The organism is Roseivirga sp. BDSF3-8, from assembly GCF_041449215.1.
GTDB lineage: Bacteria > Bacteroidota > Bacteroidia > Cytophagales > Cyclobacteriaceae > JBGNFV01.
Window position 1 is genome coordinate 2,329,195 of record NZ_JBGNFV010000001.1, and the last position, 14,834, is coordinate 2,344,028.

At 50.2% G+C, this 14,834-nt stretch carries 14 protein-coding genes; 8 read left to right on the top strand and 6 right to left on the bottom strand.

The genetic code is table 11. The annotated features are described in order from the left end of the window. Nucleotides 1–19: 19 nt before the first annotated feature. The 5 genes from AB9P05_RS09615 to rfbC form a co-directional block, all read right to left on the bottom strand. Nucleotides 20–1,054, bottom strand: a complete 1,035-nt coding sequence (locus AB9P05_RS09615) for an NAD-dependent epimerase (RefSeq protein WP_371908609.1) — start codon at nucleotides 1,052–1,054, stop codon at nucleotides 20–22. Between the two features lie 12 nt (nucleotides 1,055–1,066). Then, a complete protein-coding gene (gene tviB / locus AB9P05_RS09620) occupies nucleotides 1,067–2,323 on the bottom strand; it encodes a Vi polysaccharide biosynthesis UDP-N-acetylglucosamine C-6 dehydrogenase TviB (protein WP_371908610.1) in 1,257 nt (418 codons plus the stop codon). A gap of 120 nt (nucleotides 2,324–2,443) precedes the next feature. Next, nucleotides 2,444–3,460 carry a dTDP-glucose 4,6-dehydratase gene (gene rfbB / locus AB9P05_RS09625; RefSeq protein ID WP_371908611.1) on the bottom strand — a complete coding sequence of 339 codons (1,017 nt, stop codon included), beginning with the start codon at nucleotides 3,458–3,460 and terminating at the stop codon, nucleotides 2,444–2,446. Then, nucleotides 3,460–4,329, bottom strand: coding sequence for a glucose-1-phosphate thymidylyltransferase RfbA (gene rfbA, locus AB9P05_RS09630; RefSeq protein WP_371908612.1), 870 nt, complete (start codon nucleotides 4,327–4,329; stop codon nucleotides 3,460–3,462). The genes rfbB and rfbA overlap by 1 nt, the downstream gene beginning before the upstream one ends. Beyond that, the gene (gene rfbC / locus AB9P05_RS09635; protein ID WP_371908613.1) at nucleotides 4,326–4,907 is read right to left on the bottom strand and encodes a dTDP-4-dehydrorhamnose 3,5-epimerase; all 582 of its coding nucleotides are present in this window, start codon (nucleotides 4,905–4,907) and stop codon (nucleotides 4,326–4,328) included. Before rfbC ends, rfbA begins: the two co-directional genes overlap by 4 nt. Before the next feature lie 153 nt (nucleotides 4,908–5,060). Here rfbC and AB9P05_RS09640 point away from each other — a divergent pair, with 153 nt between their 5' ends. The 6 genes from AB9P05_RS09640 (at nucleotide 5,061) to AB9P05_RS09665 (ending at nucleotide 10,787) form a co-directional block, all read left to right on the top strand. Continuing rightward, on the top strand, nucleotides 5,061–6,083 hold the full coding sequence (locus AB9P05_RS09640; protein ID WP_371908614.1) for a hypothetical protein: 1,023 nt from the start codon (nucleotides 5,061–5,063) through the stop codon (nucleotides 6,081–6,083). Next, entirely contained in the window at nucleotides 6,080–6,769 is a 690-nt protein-coding gene (locus tag AB9P05_RS09645; protein ID WP_371908615.1) for a heme exporter protein CcmB, read from the top strand. Before AB9P05_RS09640 ends, AB9P05_RS09645 begins: the two co-directional genes overlap by 4 nt. Nucleotide 6,770: 1 nt before the next feature. Next, nucleotides 6,771–7,436 carry a cytochrome c biogenesis protein CcsA gene (gene ccsA, locus AB9P05_RS09650; protein ID WP_371908616.1) on the top strand — a complete coding sequence of 222 codons (666 nt, stop codon included), beginning with the start codon at nucleotides 6,771–6,773 and terminating at the stop codon, nucleotides 7,434–7,436. Then, on the top strand, nucleotides 7,436–7,720 hold the full coding sequence (locus AB9P05_RS09655) for a CcmD family protein (RefSeq protein WP_371908617.1): 285 nt from the start codon (nucleotides 7,436–7,438) through the stop codon (nucleotides 7,718–7,720). The genes ccsA and AB9P05_RS09655 overlap by 1 nt, the downstream gene beginning before the upstream one ends. A 62-nt stretch (nucleotides 7,721–7,782) precedes the next feature. Beyond that, nucleotides 7,783–8,199 carry a cytochrome c maturation protein CcmE gene (locus tag AB9P05_RS09660; RefSeq protein WP_371908618.1) on the top strand — a complete coding sequence of 139 codons (417 nt, stop codon included), beginning with the start codon at nucleotides 7,783–7,785 and terminating at the stop codon, nucleotides 8,197–8,199. A 44-nt stretch (nucleotides 8,200–8,243) separates the two neighbouring features. Continuing rightward, a complete protein-coding gene (locus AB9P05_RS09665) occupies nucleotides 8,244–10,787 on the top strand; it encodes a heme lyase CcmF/NrfE family subunit (protein ID WP_371908619.1) in 2,544 nt (847 codons plus the stop codon). A gap of 618 nt (nucleotides 10,788–11,405) precedes the next feature. On the opposite strand, the gene AB9P05_RS09670 is transcribed toward AB9P05_RS09665, so the two are convergent. Beyond that, the gene (locus AB9P05_RS09670; protein ID WP_371908620.1) at nucleotides 11,406–11,978 is read right to left on the bottom strand and encodes a hypothetical protein; all 573 of its coding nucleotides are present in this window, start codon (nucleotides 11,976–11,978) and stop codon (nucleotides 11,406–11,408) included. 492 nt (nucleotides 11,979–12,470) lie between these two features. On the opposite strand from AB9P05_RS09670, the gene AB9P05_RS09675 reads away from it, so the two are divergent. Beyond that, nucleotides 12,471–13,304 carry a hypothetical protein gene (locus tag AB9P05_RS09675; protein ID WP_371908621.1) on the top strand — a complete coding sequence of 278 codons (834 nt, stop codon included), beginning with the start codon at nucleotides 12,471–12,473 and terminating at the stop codon, nucleotides 13,302–13,304. Nucleotides 13,305–14,182: 878 nt separating this feature from the next. Next, nucleotides 14,183–14,719, top strand: a complete 537-nt coding sequence (locus AB9P05_RS09680) for a hypothetical protein (RefSeq protein WP_371908622.1) — start codon at nucleotides 14,183–14,185, stop codon at nucleotides 14,717–14,719. The last annotated feature ends 115 nt before the right edge of the window (nucleotides 14,720–14,834 follow it).

Here is a 14,834-nt window from a genome sequence, read left to right on the forward strand (position 1 = left end):
TCCGGTAATCCGGCAGGGCTCATACCTTAAAGTACTCCCTGTACCAGTCCACAAAATTCTGAATACCCGTATCTATCGACGTATTCGGCTTAAAGTTTACCGTGTTCATCAGGTCCTCCACGTCCGCAAAAGTAGCCGGCACGTCTCCGTCCTGCAGGGGCATCATGTTCTTTTTCGCTTCTTTACCCAGCGCTTTTTCTATCGCTCCGATAAACTCCATAAGTTCCACCGGCTGGTTATTACCGATATTAAATACCCGGTATGGGGCAAAGCTCGTCGCCGTGTCAGGCTTATCGCCGTCCCAGTCATTATTTGGCTCCGCTATCGCAGGTATCAGGCGGTACACACCCTCCACTATATCATCCACATACGTAAAGTCACGGCGCATCTTACCGTGGTTATACACATCGATCGCGCGGTCTTCCAGTATCGCCTTCGTAAACAGGAACAGCGCCATATCCGGACGCCCCCACGGGCCATACACCGTAAAGAAGCGAAGCCCCGTCGTAGGTACGCCAAACAGGTGCGAGTACGTATGCGCCATCAGTTCGTTAGATTTCTTCGTCGCCGCATACAGAGACACCGGGTGGTCCACCGAGTCATGCACGCTAAACGGCATGCTCGTATTCGCCCCGTATACCGAGCTGCTGCTCGCATACACCAGGTGCTTCACAGGGTTATGGCGGCAAGCCTCCAGTATGTTCAGAAAGCCCGTGATGTTACTGTCCACATATACATAAGGGTTCTCCAGGCTGTAGCGTACTCCCGCCTGCGCGGCCAGGTTCACCACATAGTCAGGTTGGCGCTCCGCAAATACGGCGTCAATCCCCTGTTTGTCCTTCAGGTCTACCTTATGAAAATGAAAGGAGTCGTAGGCTTTAAGCTTGTCCAGCCGGGCGTGTTTCAGGTTCACATCATAGTAATCATTGATGTTGTCCAGCCCGATCACCGTAAAGCCGTTTTCCAGTAGTTTTTTAGAAAGGTGGTAACCTATGAAGCCCGCGGCTCCTGTTACCAGTATTTTTTCGTCTGCCTTGATGGTGTAATTGCTCATTACTCTTATCTGTTACAGGCGCGCATGTGCTACTTCACGCGGCAGGAATGATTTTATGTCGTAAATAATGGCGTCGTTGTTCTTCAGCTTCTCAAAGTCCAGTTCGCCAAACTCCTTATGGGCCACTGCCAGCACCACCCCGTCGTAGGTGTCCGTATCACCCGGCTTATCTACCAGCGTCAGGCCATATTCGTCCTTCACCTCTTTGGCATCGGCCAGCGGATCATACACAGATACCTCCACACCGAAGCTCTCCAGCTCCCGGATGATGTCTATCACCCGGCTGTTGCGTATGTCCGGGCAGTTCTCCTTAAACGTAATGCCCAGTACCAGCACCCTGGAGCCCTTGATACCCTTGCCTGCATGTGCCATCAGCTTCACCATTTTGCTGGATACATGCACCCCCATATTATCATTGATACGGCGGCCCGCCAGTATCACCTCAGGGTGGTAGCCCACCCCTCCCGCCTTATAAGTCAGGTAATACGGGTCCACCCCTATACAGTGGCCACCTACCAAACCCGGGCGGAAAGGCAGGAAGTTCCATTTTGTACCTGCAGCTTCCAGTACCTCAGTAGTATCTATGTCCAGGCGGTCAAAGATCAGAGAGAGCTCATTTACAAAGGCGATATTTATATCACGCTGAGCATTTTCGATCACCTTCGCCGCTTCCGCCACCTTTATGCTCGACGCCAGGTGAGTACCCGCCTGTATGATGCTTTTGTAGAGCGCGTCCACCTCCTTAGCAATCTCCGGCGTGCTGCCACTCGTCACTTTTTTAATAGTCGTCACCTTGTGCTCCTTATCTCCCGGGTTTATACGCTCGGGCGAGTAGCCGCAGTAGAAGTCCTCATTATACCTGAGGCCACTTTTAGCCTCCAGTATCGGCACACAGTCCTCTTCCGTGCAGCCAGGGTACACCGTAGACTCATAGATCACGATGTCCCCTTTGCCAAGTACACTGCCTACCGTTTCCGAAGCCTTGCGTAGCGGCGTCAGGTCAGGCTGCTTATACTCATCTATCGGTGTAGGCACCGTCACTATGTAGATGTCGCATTCCTTCAGGTCCGCAATGCTCGAGCTATACCTCAGCTTAGTGCTGCTCTTTAGCTCCTCTGCAGTCGTTTCATTAGTCCTGTCGTATGCGCCTTCCAGCTCTTTTATGCGGTCCTGGTTTATATCAAAACCTGTGGTCTCGTAAGTTTTACCAAACTCAACTGCCAGTGGTAGTCCCACATAACCGAGTCCTATGACACCGATTTTTTTCATAATATCTACTGATTCTCAATAGGATAAGTATCCTTAAAAAATTTTTGGGCAAAACTAGTCATTATTACGCGAAAAAAACGCGCAAATAGCCTATCCTTTATTACGGGCCATTTTTACCCCCTACGGCAGGTAAAAAGCAATCGTTTTTCTCAGGCCGCTCTCAAAATCCTCCTCCGGTTCCCAGCCCAGTTCATTACGTATCTTAGAGGCATCTATCGCATAGCGCCTGTCATGCCCCGGGCGGTCCGTCACAAAACGTATCAGCTCCTCATAGCTTTTACCATCCCCGCGAGGCTTCATCTCGTCCAGCAGCCTGCAAATGGTACGGCAAAGCACAATGTTCTGCTGCTCGTTCTCAGCCCCTATATTGTACGTCTCCCCGTTGCGGCCCCCGTGGTACACCTCATCTATTCCCTTGCAGTGGTCCAGCACATACAGCCAGTCGCGCACATTTTTACCATCACCATAAATAGGGATCGGCTCCAGGTTCACCGCCTTACGTATCACCACCGGTATCAGCTTTTCCGTATGCTGCTTTGGGCCATAGTTGTTAGAGCAGTTCGTCGTTACCACACTCAAACCATACGTATGGTAGTAGCTCCTCACCAGCATATCACTCGAAGCCTTGCTGGCACTGTACGGGCTGTTAGGCGAATACGGAGTCTCCTCTGTAAAGAGCCCCTCAGCCCCCAGCGAGCCATATACCTCATCCGTACTTATATGGTGAAAGCGGCAGCCCTCATAACCAGGTTTATAGGTAAATGGCCTCTCCATCCAGTAAGCCCGCGCCGCTTCCAGCAAGTAAAACGTCCCATTAATATTCGTAGTGATAAATGGCTCAGGACCCAGTATCGAGTTATCCACGTGTGACTCCGCCGCAAAGTGGATCACCCCACGTATGTCATACTGCCCAAACACGTGGCCCAGCATGGCCCCGTCACAGATGTCCCCCTGTATAAAGGTATACCTTGGGTGCTTCGCTACCTCCGATAAGTTCTCCGGGTTGCCTGCATAAGTCAGCTTATCCAGGTTCAGCACCGTATATTCCGGGTATTTTTCCAGAAAATAAGGTACAAAGTTAGAGCCGATAAATCCTGCTCCCCCCGTGATCAGTATATGCTTCATCCTATCTGCCATTACCATTTCTGTTCAATCACCTTGAGCAGGTACTCACCGTAGCCGCTTTTCAGCAGAGGCTGCGCCAGCCTCGTAAGCTGCTCAGCGTCTATGAACTTCATTTTATAAGCCACCTCTTCTATGCAGCCAATCTTCAGGTCCTGCCGCTCCTCTATAGCCTGTACAAAGGAGCCTGCCTGCATCATAGAGGCAAAAGTCCCCGTATCCAGCCAGGCCGTGCCCCGGGTAAAGATGCCCACATGCAGTTTGTCCTTTTCCAGGTAAGCCTTGTTTACGTCCGTGATCTCTATCTCACCCCGCTTACTCGGCTTCAGGTTCGCCGCTATATTCACCACCTCATTATCGTAAAAGTACAGCCCCGGTACCGCAAAGTTGCTTTTCGGCTCCTCAGGTTTCTCCTCTATCGAGATCACCTTCTGGTTGTCGTCAAACTCCACAACGCCGTAGCGGTGCGGATCGTGTACGTGGTAGGCAAATATCACCCCCCCGTCCGGGTCGTTATGGCCCTGAAGCAGCGTACGCATTCCTGCGCCATAAAAGATGTTATCCCCCAGTATCAGCGCTACCTTGTCATGGCCAATGAACTCCCTGCCCACGATAAAAGCATCTGCCAGGCCACGGGGTTCATCCTGTATCGCGTAGCTGAAGCTACAGCCCAGGTGGCTGCCGTCGCCCAGCAGCTTTTGAAAAAGCGGCTGGTCTTCCGGCGTCGATATGATCAGTATCTCGCGGATATTGCTCAGCATCAGCACCGACAGCGGATAGTAGATCATCGGCTTGTCGTATATCGGCATCAGTTGCTTGCTTATCGCCAGCGTGATGGGGCGTAGCCGGGTGCCGGATCCGCCGGCCAGTATGATTCCTTTCATGGGATTATGGTTGAATGTCCCGAATAGCTGAAGTTATACTCCGCATCCTTTAGCAGAGGCAGCTTTTTGTCTTTCTCCGAAATGATGATGTCCTCTTCCGCCACCCGCCAGTCTATATTAAGTACAGGATCGTTATAGTACAGGCCCCGTTCTTCTGCTGGTGTGTAAAACGCATCACATTTATAGATCACCTCCGCCTTTTCGCTCAGCACCACAAATCCGTGCGCAAAGCCCTTTGGTACGAATATCTGCGTATGGTCTTCGTGGCTCATCTCCAGCGTGTAAGACTTGCCAAAGGTAGGCGAGTCACGGCGCAGGTCCACCACCACATCCACGATCCGGCCATGCAGCACACGCACCAGCTTGGCCTGTCCGTACGGCTCCAGCTGGTAGTGCAGGCCGCGCATCACCCCAAAGTGGCTCGTGCTCTGGTTATCTTGCACAAACGTGATGTCTATACCTGTCAGGTCCCTGAACGTCCGGTAATTGAACGCCTCATAAAAATACCCCCTGTGATCCTCCAGGATACGGGGTTTTACTAAGAATAGACCGGGGAATTCCGTCTTAATTATTTGCATAAATAATGAGCGGCAGAGGTTTTTCTCGCCTGCAAAATTAAAAACAATTTGGTAAATGCCGCTGAATCACCGCCATACTGTAATATAATGATGGAATCTAGGGCGGTGTACTAGAGATAAATTCCTATTTTTGCACCGCAAAATCGCTAGAGAATGTCTGATTTTCAACGTCCAACGCAGCCTCCTCATTCCGATGAGATAGACATCCGCAGCTTCTTCAGAAGCATACGAAGAGGCCTTGCAAGCCTCGGCCGCCGGTTTGTCGCCCTGCTTGCCCTTATCCGCCGCACTTCCGTCAGGCACAAGGGCATGCTTATCACCCTCTTCCTTATAGGCATCGCCATCGGTGTAGGGTTTTCCTTTATTAAGAAAGACACCTACTCCTCTTCCATCATGCTGCGCTCCTCCCTCTTTACCCCAAGGGTAATCACCAGCCTCGTAAGCCGGCTTGATGAAATGGCCGACCGGCCCCGTCAACTCGCCGCCGAGCTCAACATCTCACCCGAAGAAGCCGCCACTATCCGAGGCTTTTCCGTACAGGCCGTATTCGAGCCCGTTTCACTGGAGTTTCAGAACCTCGTTAAGAAAAGACTCAGGTCTGATATAGAAGAAGACCCCTCCCTTACAGACAATATCGAGGCCATGACTACCGGCGACACATACCTTATTTACGTCACAGCTACCAATGTCGAGGTCATCCGTAGCCTCGATCAGCAACTGCCCGCCTTTTTCCAGCGCTCACCCTACTTCAGCAAGCGCATGGCCCTCCTCAAGCGCCAGGAGCAGCAGCTCGCCCAGCGGCTCGAAAAAGACCTTGCCAGCCTCGACAGCCTCAAGAGTGCCATTATCGCCAGTATCCGCAACACCCCCGCAGGGCAGGGAGCAGGCTTCGTCCTTACCGATAATAGGATAGATGAAACGCGCTACTCCACCCTCTTTCAGGATGCCGACTACCTCTACCGGAAAAAACTCCAGGCAGACCTCGCCGCAGAAGTCCCCGCCATAGAAGTTATTCAGCCTTTTGGTAACTACGCCCCCCTCTTCAGCGTATCCAAACCTGTATATGCCCTGCTCGGGGGAATCATCTTCCTCGCCATCGGCTATCTGCTATTACTGTTGAAGGGGCTTAACCGCTACCTCATCCGCTACGACCAGAAGCGAAATAACCCTGCATGAGCCACCTTAAGGCAAATACACTCACATCCGAAGTCTCCGCCCTCATACGGAAAGAGCTCCTGCTTGAGTGGCGGCAGAAGTACGCCCTCAATGGCCTCCTGCTGTACATTGTCAGCACCGTACTCGTCTGCTACCTCAGCTTCAACGTTACCCTTGGCAGTACCAGCCCCATCACCTGGAATACCCTCTTCTGGATCATCATCCTCTTCACCGCCGTCAATGCCGTCAGCAAGAGCTTTTCACAAGAGAGAGAGGGGCGCCAGCTTTACTACTACACACTCGCAAGTCCGCAAGGAATTATTATTGCGAAGATATTGTATAACTCACTGTTATTAGCTGTCATATCACTCCTGGGCTACCTCGTGTACTCAGTCGTGTTAGGCAATCCCGTGCAGGACCATACCCTCTTTTTGGTAAACATCCTGCTCGGCGCCATAGGCTTTAGCTGCACCCTCACCATGGTGGCAGGTATCGCCGCCAAGGCAGAGAACAACGCCACCCTGATGGCCGTATTGAGCTTTCCCGTAATTTTACCCATGCTCATACTCATCATCAGCATATCCAAAAATGCAATGGATGGCCTCCATCTCTCCTCCAGCTATGACGATATGATTACCCTTGCCGCCGTCGATGCCATCGTGGTGGTGCTGTCTTTATTACTGTTTCCTTATTTGTGGAGGAGTTGACATGAAAAAACACTGGTGGAAAATTCTCGCCGTCGCCCTGCTGGCCTACACCCTTATAGGCGGCCTCCTTATGGAAGTGCCCCGGCTCGTTATTCTCAATGAGACCATACGCGGCCTCTACTTTCACGTACCCATGTGGTTCGGCATGATCTTCCTGCTGCTCGCATCAGTCGTCTACGCCATTAAGTACCTGCGTAGCGGAGACCCCGCCCATGACCTTAAGAGCGTCGAGTTTGCCAACATAGGCGTTACCTTCGGCGTCCTCGGCATCATTACCGGCATGGTATGGGCCCAGTACACCTGGGGCGAGTGGTGGAGCGGAGACCCCAAGCAAAACTCAGCCGCCATTGGCCTCCTCATTTACTTTGCCTATTTCGTACTCCGTTCCTCCTTTACAGACGAGCAGCAAAAAGCCCGCGTAAGCAGCATCTATAGCATCTTTGCCTTCTTTGCCCTTATCGCATTGCTCTTTATACTGCCCCGTATGCAGGACAGCCTCCACCCAGGTAACGGCGGCAACCCCGGCTTCAATGCCTATGACATGGACAGCAAGCTCCGCATGGTCTTTTATCCCGCCGTCATCGGCTGGACCCTGCTCGGCGTCTGGTTCAGCACCCTGCGCATACGTACCCGTAACCTCATATTAACTACTCAAGAAGAATACTGATGAAAAGAGTACTGTTCATTCTGTTGCTCGCTTTCGCCGCATTTGCCGCCTCTCCTGCCCAGGCCCGACAGGCAGAAAAGCAGGAGATCACCGCCGGTGATTATACCAACACCGGGGTACCCATGGCAGACCGCATGCGGGAAGATGGTAAAATATATGTCGTCGTAGCCATCATTGCCGTCATCTTTGCCGGTATCATAGCCTATGCCGTAAATATTGACCGGAAAGTAAGCCGGCTGGAAAAGGAAATAGGCACATCCCGTAAAGTCGCGGAAAATGCCTGATTCCGGGAAATTTTAATTCTGTTTCCCTTGTTATTACCTTGCAAAAAAATTCACAGGCTCATATGAAAGTCACGCATATAATCGGTATCGCAGTCATAGCAGTGGCCATCATGGTCATCATCTCCGTTTCCGGTAATGCCAGTAGCTATGTCACATTCAAAGAGGCACGTTCCCTCTCCGACACAGGCAGCGACAACTCCATCCACATCGTAGGCGAACTCAAAAAGGACGCCACCGGACAGATCGTAGGCATACAGGAGAGCCCTTCCAAGCTCAGTTTCTCTTTTGTCATGATCGATGAAAACCAGGACGAGCAAAAGGTCTACTTCGGTGAGCCCGTGCCGCCCGATTTCACCAAATCCGAAAAAGTAGTCGTCGTAGGGTCTTATAAGAACGAAGCCTTCGTGGCCGATAAGATCCTCCTCAAGTGTCCTTCCAAATACCAGGAAGACGTCGTTATCACTTCATCTAACAACTAAGACAATCCCCCCGCCCACGCCGGGCGGGCCTTGTTTCATAGCCTATGGTACATCTGCTCATTGGCCAGCTAGGGCATCTTGCGGTCATTATTGCCTTCGTCGCCGGTCTGTTTTCCTTCTTTAGTTTCTTCAGGGGTGCCTCTTCAGACCACCCCGAGCTGCAGCAGGGATTTAATAAGACAGGCCGCGTCATCTTCTATATACACAGCGCCGCCGTCTTCCTGGTCGTAGGCAGCCTTTTTGGCATTATCTATAATAACTACTTCGAGTACCACTACGCCTGGTCACATGCCAGCAGCACCCTGCCCGTCTACTACATGGTCAGCAGCTTCTGGGAAGGGCAGGAGGGAAGCTTCCTCCTCTGGATGTTCTGGAACGTCATCCTTGGCCTCATCATCATCCGTACCAACCGCCAGTGGCAGGCCCCCGTCATGGCCGTTTTCTGCCTTGTGCAGGCCTTCCTTACCTCCATGATCATGGGCGTCGTCATCCCCGGTATAGACCTTAAGATAGGCAGCTCCCCCTTCATGCTCCTGCGTGACGTCATGGACGCACCCATCTTTGCCACTAATCCAGACTTTGTACCCGAGGACGGCACAGGGCTTAATCCCCTGCTGCAAAACTACTGGATGGTCATACACCCTCCCGTACTTTTCCTCGGCTTCGCCACCACTCTTGTCCCCTTTGCTTTTGCCATTGCAGGCCTCTGGAAGAAGCGCTTCCGCGAGTGGGTGCGCCCCGCCCTTCCCTGGTCCATCTTTTCCAGCGCCGTACTCGGCCTTGGTATCCTTATGGGCGCCTACTGGGCCTATGAGACTCTCAACTTCGGTGGCTACTGGAGCTGGGACCCCGTCGAGAATGCCGTTTATATCCCCTGGCTCATTCAGGTAGCCGGCATCCATACCATGATCACCTTCCGCAAGAGCGGCAGCGCCCTCAAGGCCTCCGTTATCTTCGTCACCGGTACCTTCATCCTCATTCTTTACAGCACCTTCCTTACCCGCAGCGGCATACTCGGCGAGTCCTCCGTCCACTCCTTTACCGACCTTGGCCTCAGCGGGCAGTTGCTCATTTACCTGCTCACCTTCTTCATTGGCACCGTGGCCCTCAGCATCGTACGCTGGAAAGGCCTCCCCACCACCGCCGAAGAAGTAAGCACCTACAGCCGCGAGTTCTGGATATTTATAGGCGCCGCCGTGCTATGCCTCATGAGCTTCCAGGTATTCGTATTCACCTCCATACCCGTATTTAATGCCATCGCCGAGATGTTCGGAGGCAACGGCAACCTTGCCCCCCCTTCCGATCCCGAGATATTCTATACCCAGTGGCAAATGTGGCTCGCCATATTCCTCCTCCTCCTATCCGGCACCGGCCAGTTCTTCTGGTGGAAAAAGATCGGGGGCAAAGAACTGCGCGAGGCCATCATACCTCCCGCTATCATCAGTTTGCTTGTAGCCAGCATCATCCTCATTGTGCAGAAGATGCAGGACCCTGCCTACATCATACTCGTTACCGCAGGCGTCTACTCCATCGTCTCCAATGCCACCATTCTCTTCCGCGTCCTCAAGACCAGCGGACTCCGGCTCAGCGGAGGCTCCATCGCCCACATAGGCGTAGGCCTCATGCTCCTCGGTATCCTCTTCAGCAGTGGCTACTCCAATGTCATCAGCCTCAATAATACCGGGCTACTGTATGACCGCGAGTTCCCCGATGAGATCAATAAGGAAAACCTCCTCCTCTGGCTCAATCAGAGCGCCATCATGGGGCAGGATACCCTCTCATACCGCGGCCAGTACCGCGACGTCGACGGCGTACCAGGCTATGTGCCCAATGAAAAGCTCATACCCACCCGCGACCCCATGGTAGCGATAGCCAAAGAAGCCTACAGCCGGGACGGTAAGCAATACTTCAGCAAAGGCGACAGCATCTCATACAATAGCGAGAACACCTACTACCGCGTCAACTACGCCACCGCCAGCGGACGCTCGTTTGACCTCTACCCCCGTGTGCAGGACAATCCCAGCATGGGCTTCGTCGTCTCTCCCGACATCCACCGCGCCTTCGATAAAGACCTCTACACACACGTCACCGTAGTCTCAGACCCCGAAGACGAAAAAGAGTGGAGCGAAACCGAAGAGAACCGCGTAAGAGTAGGCGAGAACTTCTTTGTCAATGATTATGTAGCCTCCATCAACCGCATAGACCGCGTACAGGAAGTAGAAGGCGTAGACCTCCGGCCCGACGATATCGCCATCAAAGCACAGATAGCCGTACAGACCGGTGAGGAAGACCTTACCCTCGAGCCCATGTACGTCCTGCGGGTAAACGAGAAGCGCGCCGGCCTCATCTCTGCCGAGGCGCCCGAACTTGGTGTCAGGCTCTCCCTCATGAACATCGAGCCCGAGACAGAGACCTTCACCGTAGGCATCAACACCGCCCAAAAGGACTACATCATCCTCAAGGTCGTGGAGAAGCCCCTTATCAACATCCTCTGGGTAGGTACCATCGTCCTCATGTTCGGTTTTGGCATCGCCGTATACCGCCGCTATACGGAGTTCAAAAAAATGCGAGATAAAGGCCTCGAGTGATGCTTTTTTCGAAAAAAATTCCTAAATTTAGTTTTTCATGTTTATTTAGGTTCAGGGTGTCAGAGAGATCTGGCACCTATTTTTTTGTACCTACCTCAAATCCAATCACCTACCTTTCCCATCCCCCCAAACCCCCACTCAATTACCCTGTAACGCTATTATTCTGTTACTCCATCATTCACTCATTCAAAATTCACTCATTAACTACCCTGCCATTCTCATCTCCGTCAGTCTACTCCTCTCCAACTTAAACTCTATTAATCAATAATTCTGTTACTCAATCATTCACTCATTCAAAATTCACTCATTACCCACCCCACTCAATTACTCTGTAACGCTATTATTCTGTTACTCCATCATTCACTCATTCAAAATTCACTCATTAACTACCCTGCCATTCTCATCTCCGTCAGTCTACTCCTCTCCAACTTAAACTCTATTAACCAATAATTCTGTTACTCAATCATTCACTCATTCTCTCATTCAAAATTCATTCATTAACTACCCTGCCATCCGCCACCCCATCCATCTACCACCACCCAACTCATAACTCAACACTCACCACTCAAAACCCCCCACTCAATTACTCTGTAACTCTGTTACTCAATCATTCCCTCATTACTCATACCTCACCACCTCTATCCGTTCCTCCTTCACCTTCACCAGCACATCCCCTACATTCACCGGTTGGTCTATCGCGTGGATCGTAAGCTCATCTATATCCCTGTCCACTATTTCCCAGAAGTACATATCCCAGCCCTCCATTATTTCCGGGTCAGCGTACACCGTCTCACCCTCCCATTCATAAGAGATACAGCAGCCCACCACCTGCGTATCGTCCGTCACCTCCGCTATCACCCTCAGGCGGTTTCCTTCGCGCGCCACCTCCACATGCTCCACCGTCGGACCGCACATAAAGTCACGTATTGCCGCATGGTAGGCACTTTGCGCATCCTTCTTATACGCCTCATAGTGTAGTTGACCCATTGGTCTGCGCAGTTCATTAATCGCATAATCCACCGCCAGGGCAAACCGCTCTTCATTCACCTTCTGATTTTCCGAGCGCGTTCCTCCGCCATTTTTTGGCCTGCTTGCCAGGTACGTCGTCCCATTTTTACGTTTCTTCACCACATAGTCCCCCACTTTACCCGTTATTCCGTAAAAGGGGCTGTCTTCAGTTACTTTTGCCATGTTTTTTCAGGTTTCATTCGTGTAAGGCAAAAGTATGTCATGCCACCTCGCCCTTCCATGCAATCATTCAGCCCTCATTACCTCGCCTGCTTTTTTATTTCCTGCTGCTTGTGTAAATTTGACTTTTCCAATATCAGGCCCTTTTTCAAAGACCTTTTTTTTCCCTTTCACCCCACGAGCTCCTTCGTCTCTGCTCCCTCTCTGCCCCGTAACTAATTCGCCTATCCTATACCTATCCTATAGGCAGCCTATAACGTGCCTCTTCCCCTTTACTTCAGAGACTATTTGTATTTTTCCTGCATAACTTTTTTTTCATAGCCTCTTTTTCTGCCAGTCGACCCTTACCCCTCGCTTATACAACCCCTTCTATTCTGTGCCAGAAACTTACATGCCCGCACTCAGGGCATAGTTCTCCAGGTTTAATTATCCGCATAAATATTTATAGTATTCCGCCATAATTATTTTAAAAACCTGTAAATACTGAAAAACTAAATGAGAACCGCTATTACCATTATGGCCATATTCATCTTGATAGCAGCCATAAGCCCATCAATGGCCCAAAACCAATCAACCTCCGAATACAGCACATATTTCGAACTGAGCGACCGGCTCAATTTCAAGCCCATAAGTGATAGGTACCAATTAGAAGATGATACCATCCTCTATTCCTTTCCCGGCTTTATCGTTTCATCCAATTTTGATACCGCTACCATTCAAAATCAAAAGTACGCCATACTCGAGTACCCCAGCTTTAAGGGCAATAAGCAGATACCCGACCCAAGCCCTCGCGCAATTCTCCCCAATAGCCCTGTCAGGGTTTCTATTGTAAAAGGAGAGCGTAAGTTTATTGCCACTTCATATTCCGACTTTATGGCCGTTAAGAAAGATACCCTCTATGACATAAGCTGGTGGGAGCTCCGTAATTATAGAGTCACCACGGGTCTGCTCACAGTACCCTTCAAATTACGTCCCGAGGTAAAAGAGGAAAACTTCACCATGAGTACCGATGTCACCATTGGTCCCTATCTCGGTGTCACAAAAAGAATATCAAAAAGGCATCCCTATTACCTCACCTTTCCAGCCACCTTCGGCTTGTCCTTTATCAATATTAATAACAACACCACCACTACTACAGAGCCCGGCAATGGCATCAACACCGTTCCAGGGTTTAGTTGGAGCACAGGACTCATCTTCCAGTTAAATAAGTTCGATGTTGGATTTGTCACCGGGCAGGACTACGCAAGCGATGTCGGAAATGACTGGATTTACCAGGGTAGACTCTGGTACTCCTTTGCCATAGGCTACTCATTTTCCAGGTCCCAATAGCCTGGCTTTCAAAGCAACCTGCTGGGTTTTAGGTCGCTTACAGCCTCAGTTTTAATTACAGATAGAAAAAATTACTATCTTACACATAAGGCGGACGTGGTCTCGTCCGCCTTTTAGGCCCCCTATAAACGCTTTAGCGTGTTAAGCGGGCAGTATGGCTGGGTATTTTAGGAGAACATCATACCTGAAAAACCCTTTAATAGCCTCAACTATTTGGCTACTCAACAACGCTATCATTCCCTCATCAACTACCTACCACCCCCAACTCCCCACTCCCCACTCAATTACTCTATTACTCTATTACTCAATCATTCACTCATTACCCAACCCCTGCCATCCTCATCTCCGTCAGTCTACCATTCTCCAACTCAAACTCTATTAATCAATAATTCTATTACTCATCAATTCCATCATTCACTCATTCAAAATTCACTCATTAACTTCTCAGCCATCCGCCACCCCATCCATCTACCACCCCCCAACTCATAACTCAACACTAAAAACTCAACACTCAACACCCCCCACTCAATTACTCTATTATTCTGTTACTCTATCATTCACTCATTAACCACTCCCCAACTCTATTGAACCTCATCTCCGTCAGTCTACCATTCTCCAACTCAAACTCTATTAATCAATAATTCTATTACTCATCAATTCCATCATTCACTCATTCAAAATTCACTCATTAACTTCTCAGCCATCCGCCACCCCATCCATCTACCACCCCCCAACTCATAACTCAACACTAAAAACTCAACACTCAACACCCCCCACTCAATTACTCTATTATTCTGTTACTCTATCATTCACTCATTAACCACTCCCCAACTCTATTGAAAAAAAAATGAGTAAATTTACCTCAGAACCAATAAGCTATGATAAAGAAGACCAGCCTGTACCTCCTTATCTGCCTGGCAGGCAGTATGCTAAGCAGTTGTTTCCTGTTCGGAGGCAATGACGATGACCCCAAGCCCGTACCTATCCCCCCCATAGAGCAACTGCCCCCCCTCACCACCGAAGGCAAAGGCACCTTTGGCTGCCTCGTAAACGGAGAGCCTTTTGTGAGTTATTATCCGGATGCTCTGGCGGATTATAGTACGATAGATTTTATTGCATTTCATGCCTATAATGAGAGGCCAGAAAGTGCTTTAACTATTGGGTTAGGAAATTATAATAGAGAAGAAGGACTAATTCATTTGCCAGATTCATCAGCCACCTTTTCTAGGTTTGATTTAAATCATCCACGGTGTTATTACGAAATTGAAGATTTTGTGGAAGGGTGGATAGATATTAAAGAGTATAACCCTTTTAAAAAATATGTCTCGGGTACGTTTGCGTTTACCTCTGTCAATGATCAGTGTGATACGTTGCGTATAACCGATGGCCGTTTTGACCTTAGGGTCATTCGTTAATAATAGAGGTGTCCAACCTTACCACGCATTAACAGGGACAATTTTCACCTCGCTGTTTCTCTCTGAGTAGTTGGCTGATTACGTGCCTCGCTTTTAGCCCCTTTCTAAAACCAGC

Bases quoted from the DNA above. Each gene is read 5' to 3' on its own strand.
- AB9P05_RS09615 (WP_371908609.1), bottom strand. From the start codon at position 1,054: ATGAGCAATTACACCATCAAGGCAGACGAAAAAATACTGGTAACAGGA.
- tviB (WP_371908610.1), bottom strand. From the start codon at position 2,323: ATGAAAAAAATCGGTGTCATAGGACTCGGTTATGTGGGACTACCACTG.
- rfbB (WP_371908611.1), bottom strand. From the start codon at position 3,460: ATGGCAGATAGGATGAAGCATATACTGATCACGGGGGGAGCAGGATTT.
- rfbA (WP_371908612.1), bottom strand. From the start codon at position 4,329: ATGAAAGGAATCATACTGGCCGGCGGATCCGGCACCCGGCTACGCCCC.
- rfbC (WP_371908613.1), bottom strand. From the start codon at position 4,907: ATGCAAATAATTAAGACGGAATTCCCCGGTCTATTCTTAGTAAAACCC.
- AB9P05_RS09640 (WP_371908614.1), top strand. From the start codon at position 5,061: ATGTCTGATTTTCAACGTCCAACGCAGCCTCCTCATTCCGATGAGATA.
- AB9P05_RS09645 (WP_371908615.1), top strand. From the start codon at position 6,080: ATGAGCCACCTTAAGGCAAATACACTCACATCCGAAGTCTCCGCCCTC.
- ccsA (WP_371908616.1), top strand. From the start codon at position 6,771: ATGAAAAAACACTGGTGGAAAATTCTCGCCGTCGCCCTGCTGGCCTAC.
- AB9P05_RS09655 (WP_371908617.1), top strand. From the start codon at position 7,436: ATGAAAAGAGTACTGTTCATTCTGTTGCTCGCTTTCGCCGCATTTGCC.
- AB9P05_RS09660 (WP_371908618.1), top strand. From the start codon at position 7,783: ATGAAAGTCACGCATATAATCGGTATCGCAGTCATAGCAGTGGCCATC.
- AB9P05_RS09665 (WP_371908619.1), top strand. From the start codon at position 8,244: ATGGTACATCTGCTCATTGGCCAGCTAGGGCATCTTGCGGTCATTATT.
- AB9P05_RS09670 (WP_371908620.1), bottom strand. From the start codon at position 11,978: ATGGCAAAAGTAACTGAAGACAGCCCCTTTTACGGAATAACGGGTAAA.
- AB9P05_RS09675 (WP_371908621.1), top strand. From the start codon at position 12,471: ATGAGAACCGCTATTACCATTATGGCCATATTCATCTTGATAGCAGCC.
- AB9P05_RS09680 (WP_371908622.1), top strand. From the start codon at position 14,183: ATGATAAAGAAGACCAGCCTGTACCTCCTTATCTGCCTGGCAGGCAGT.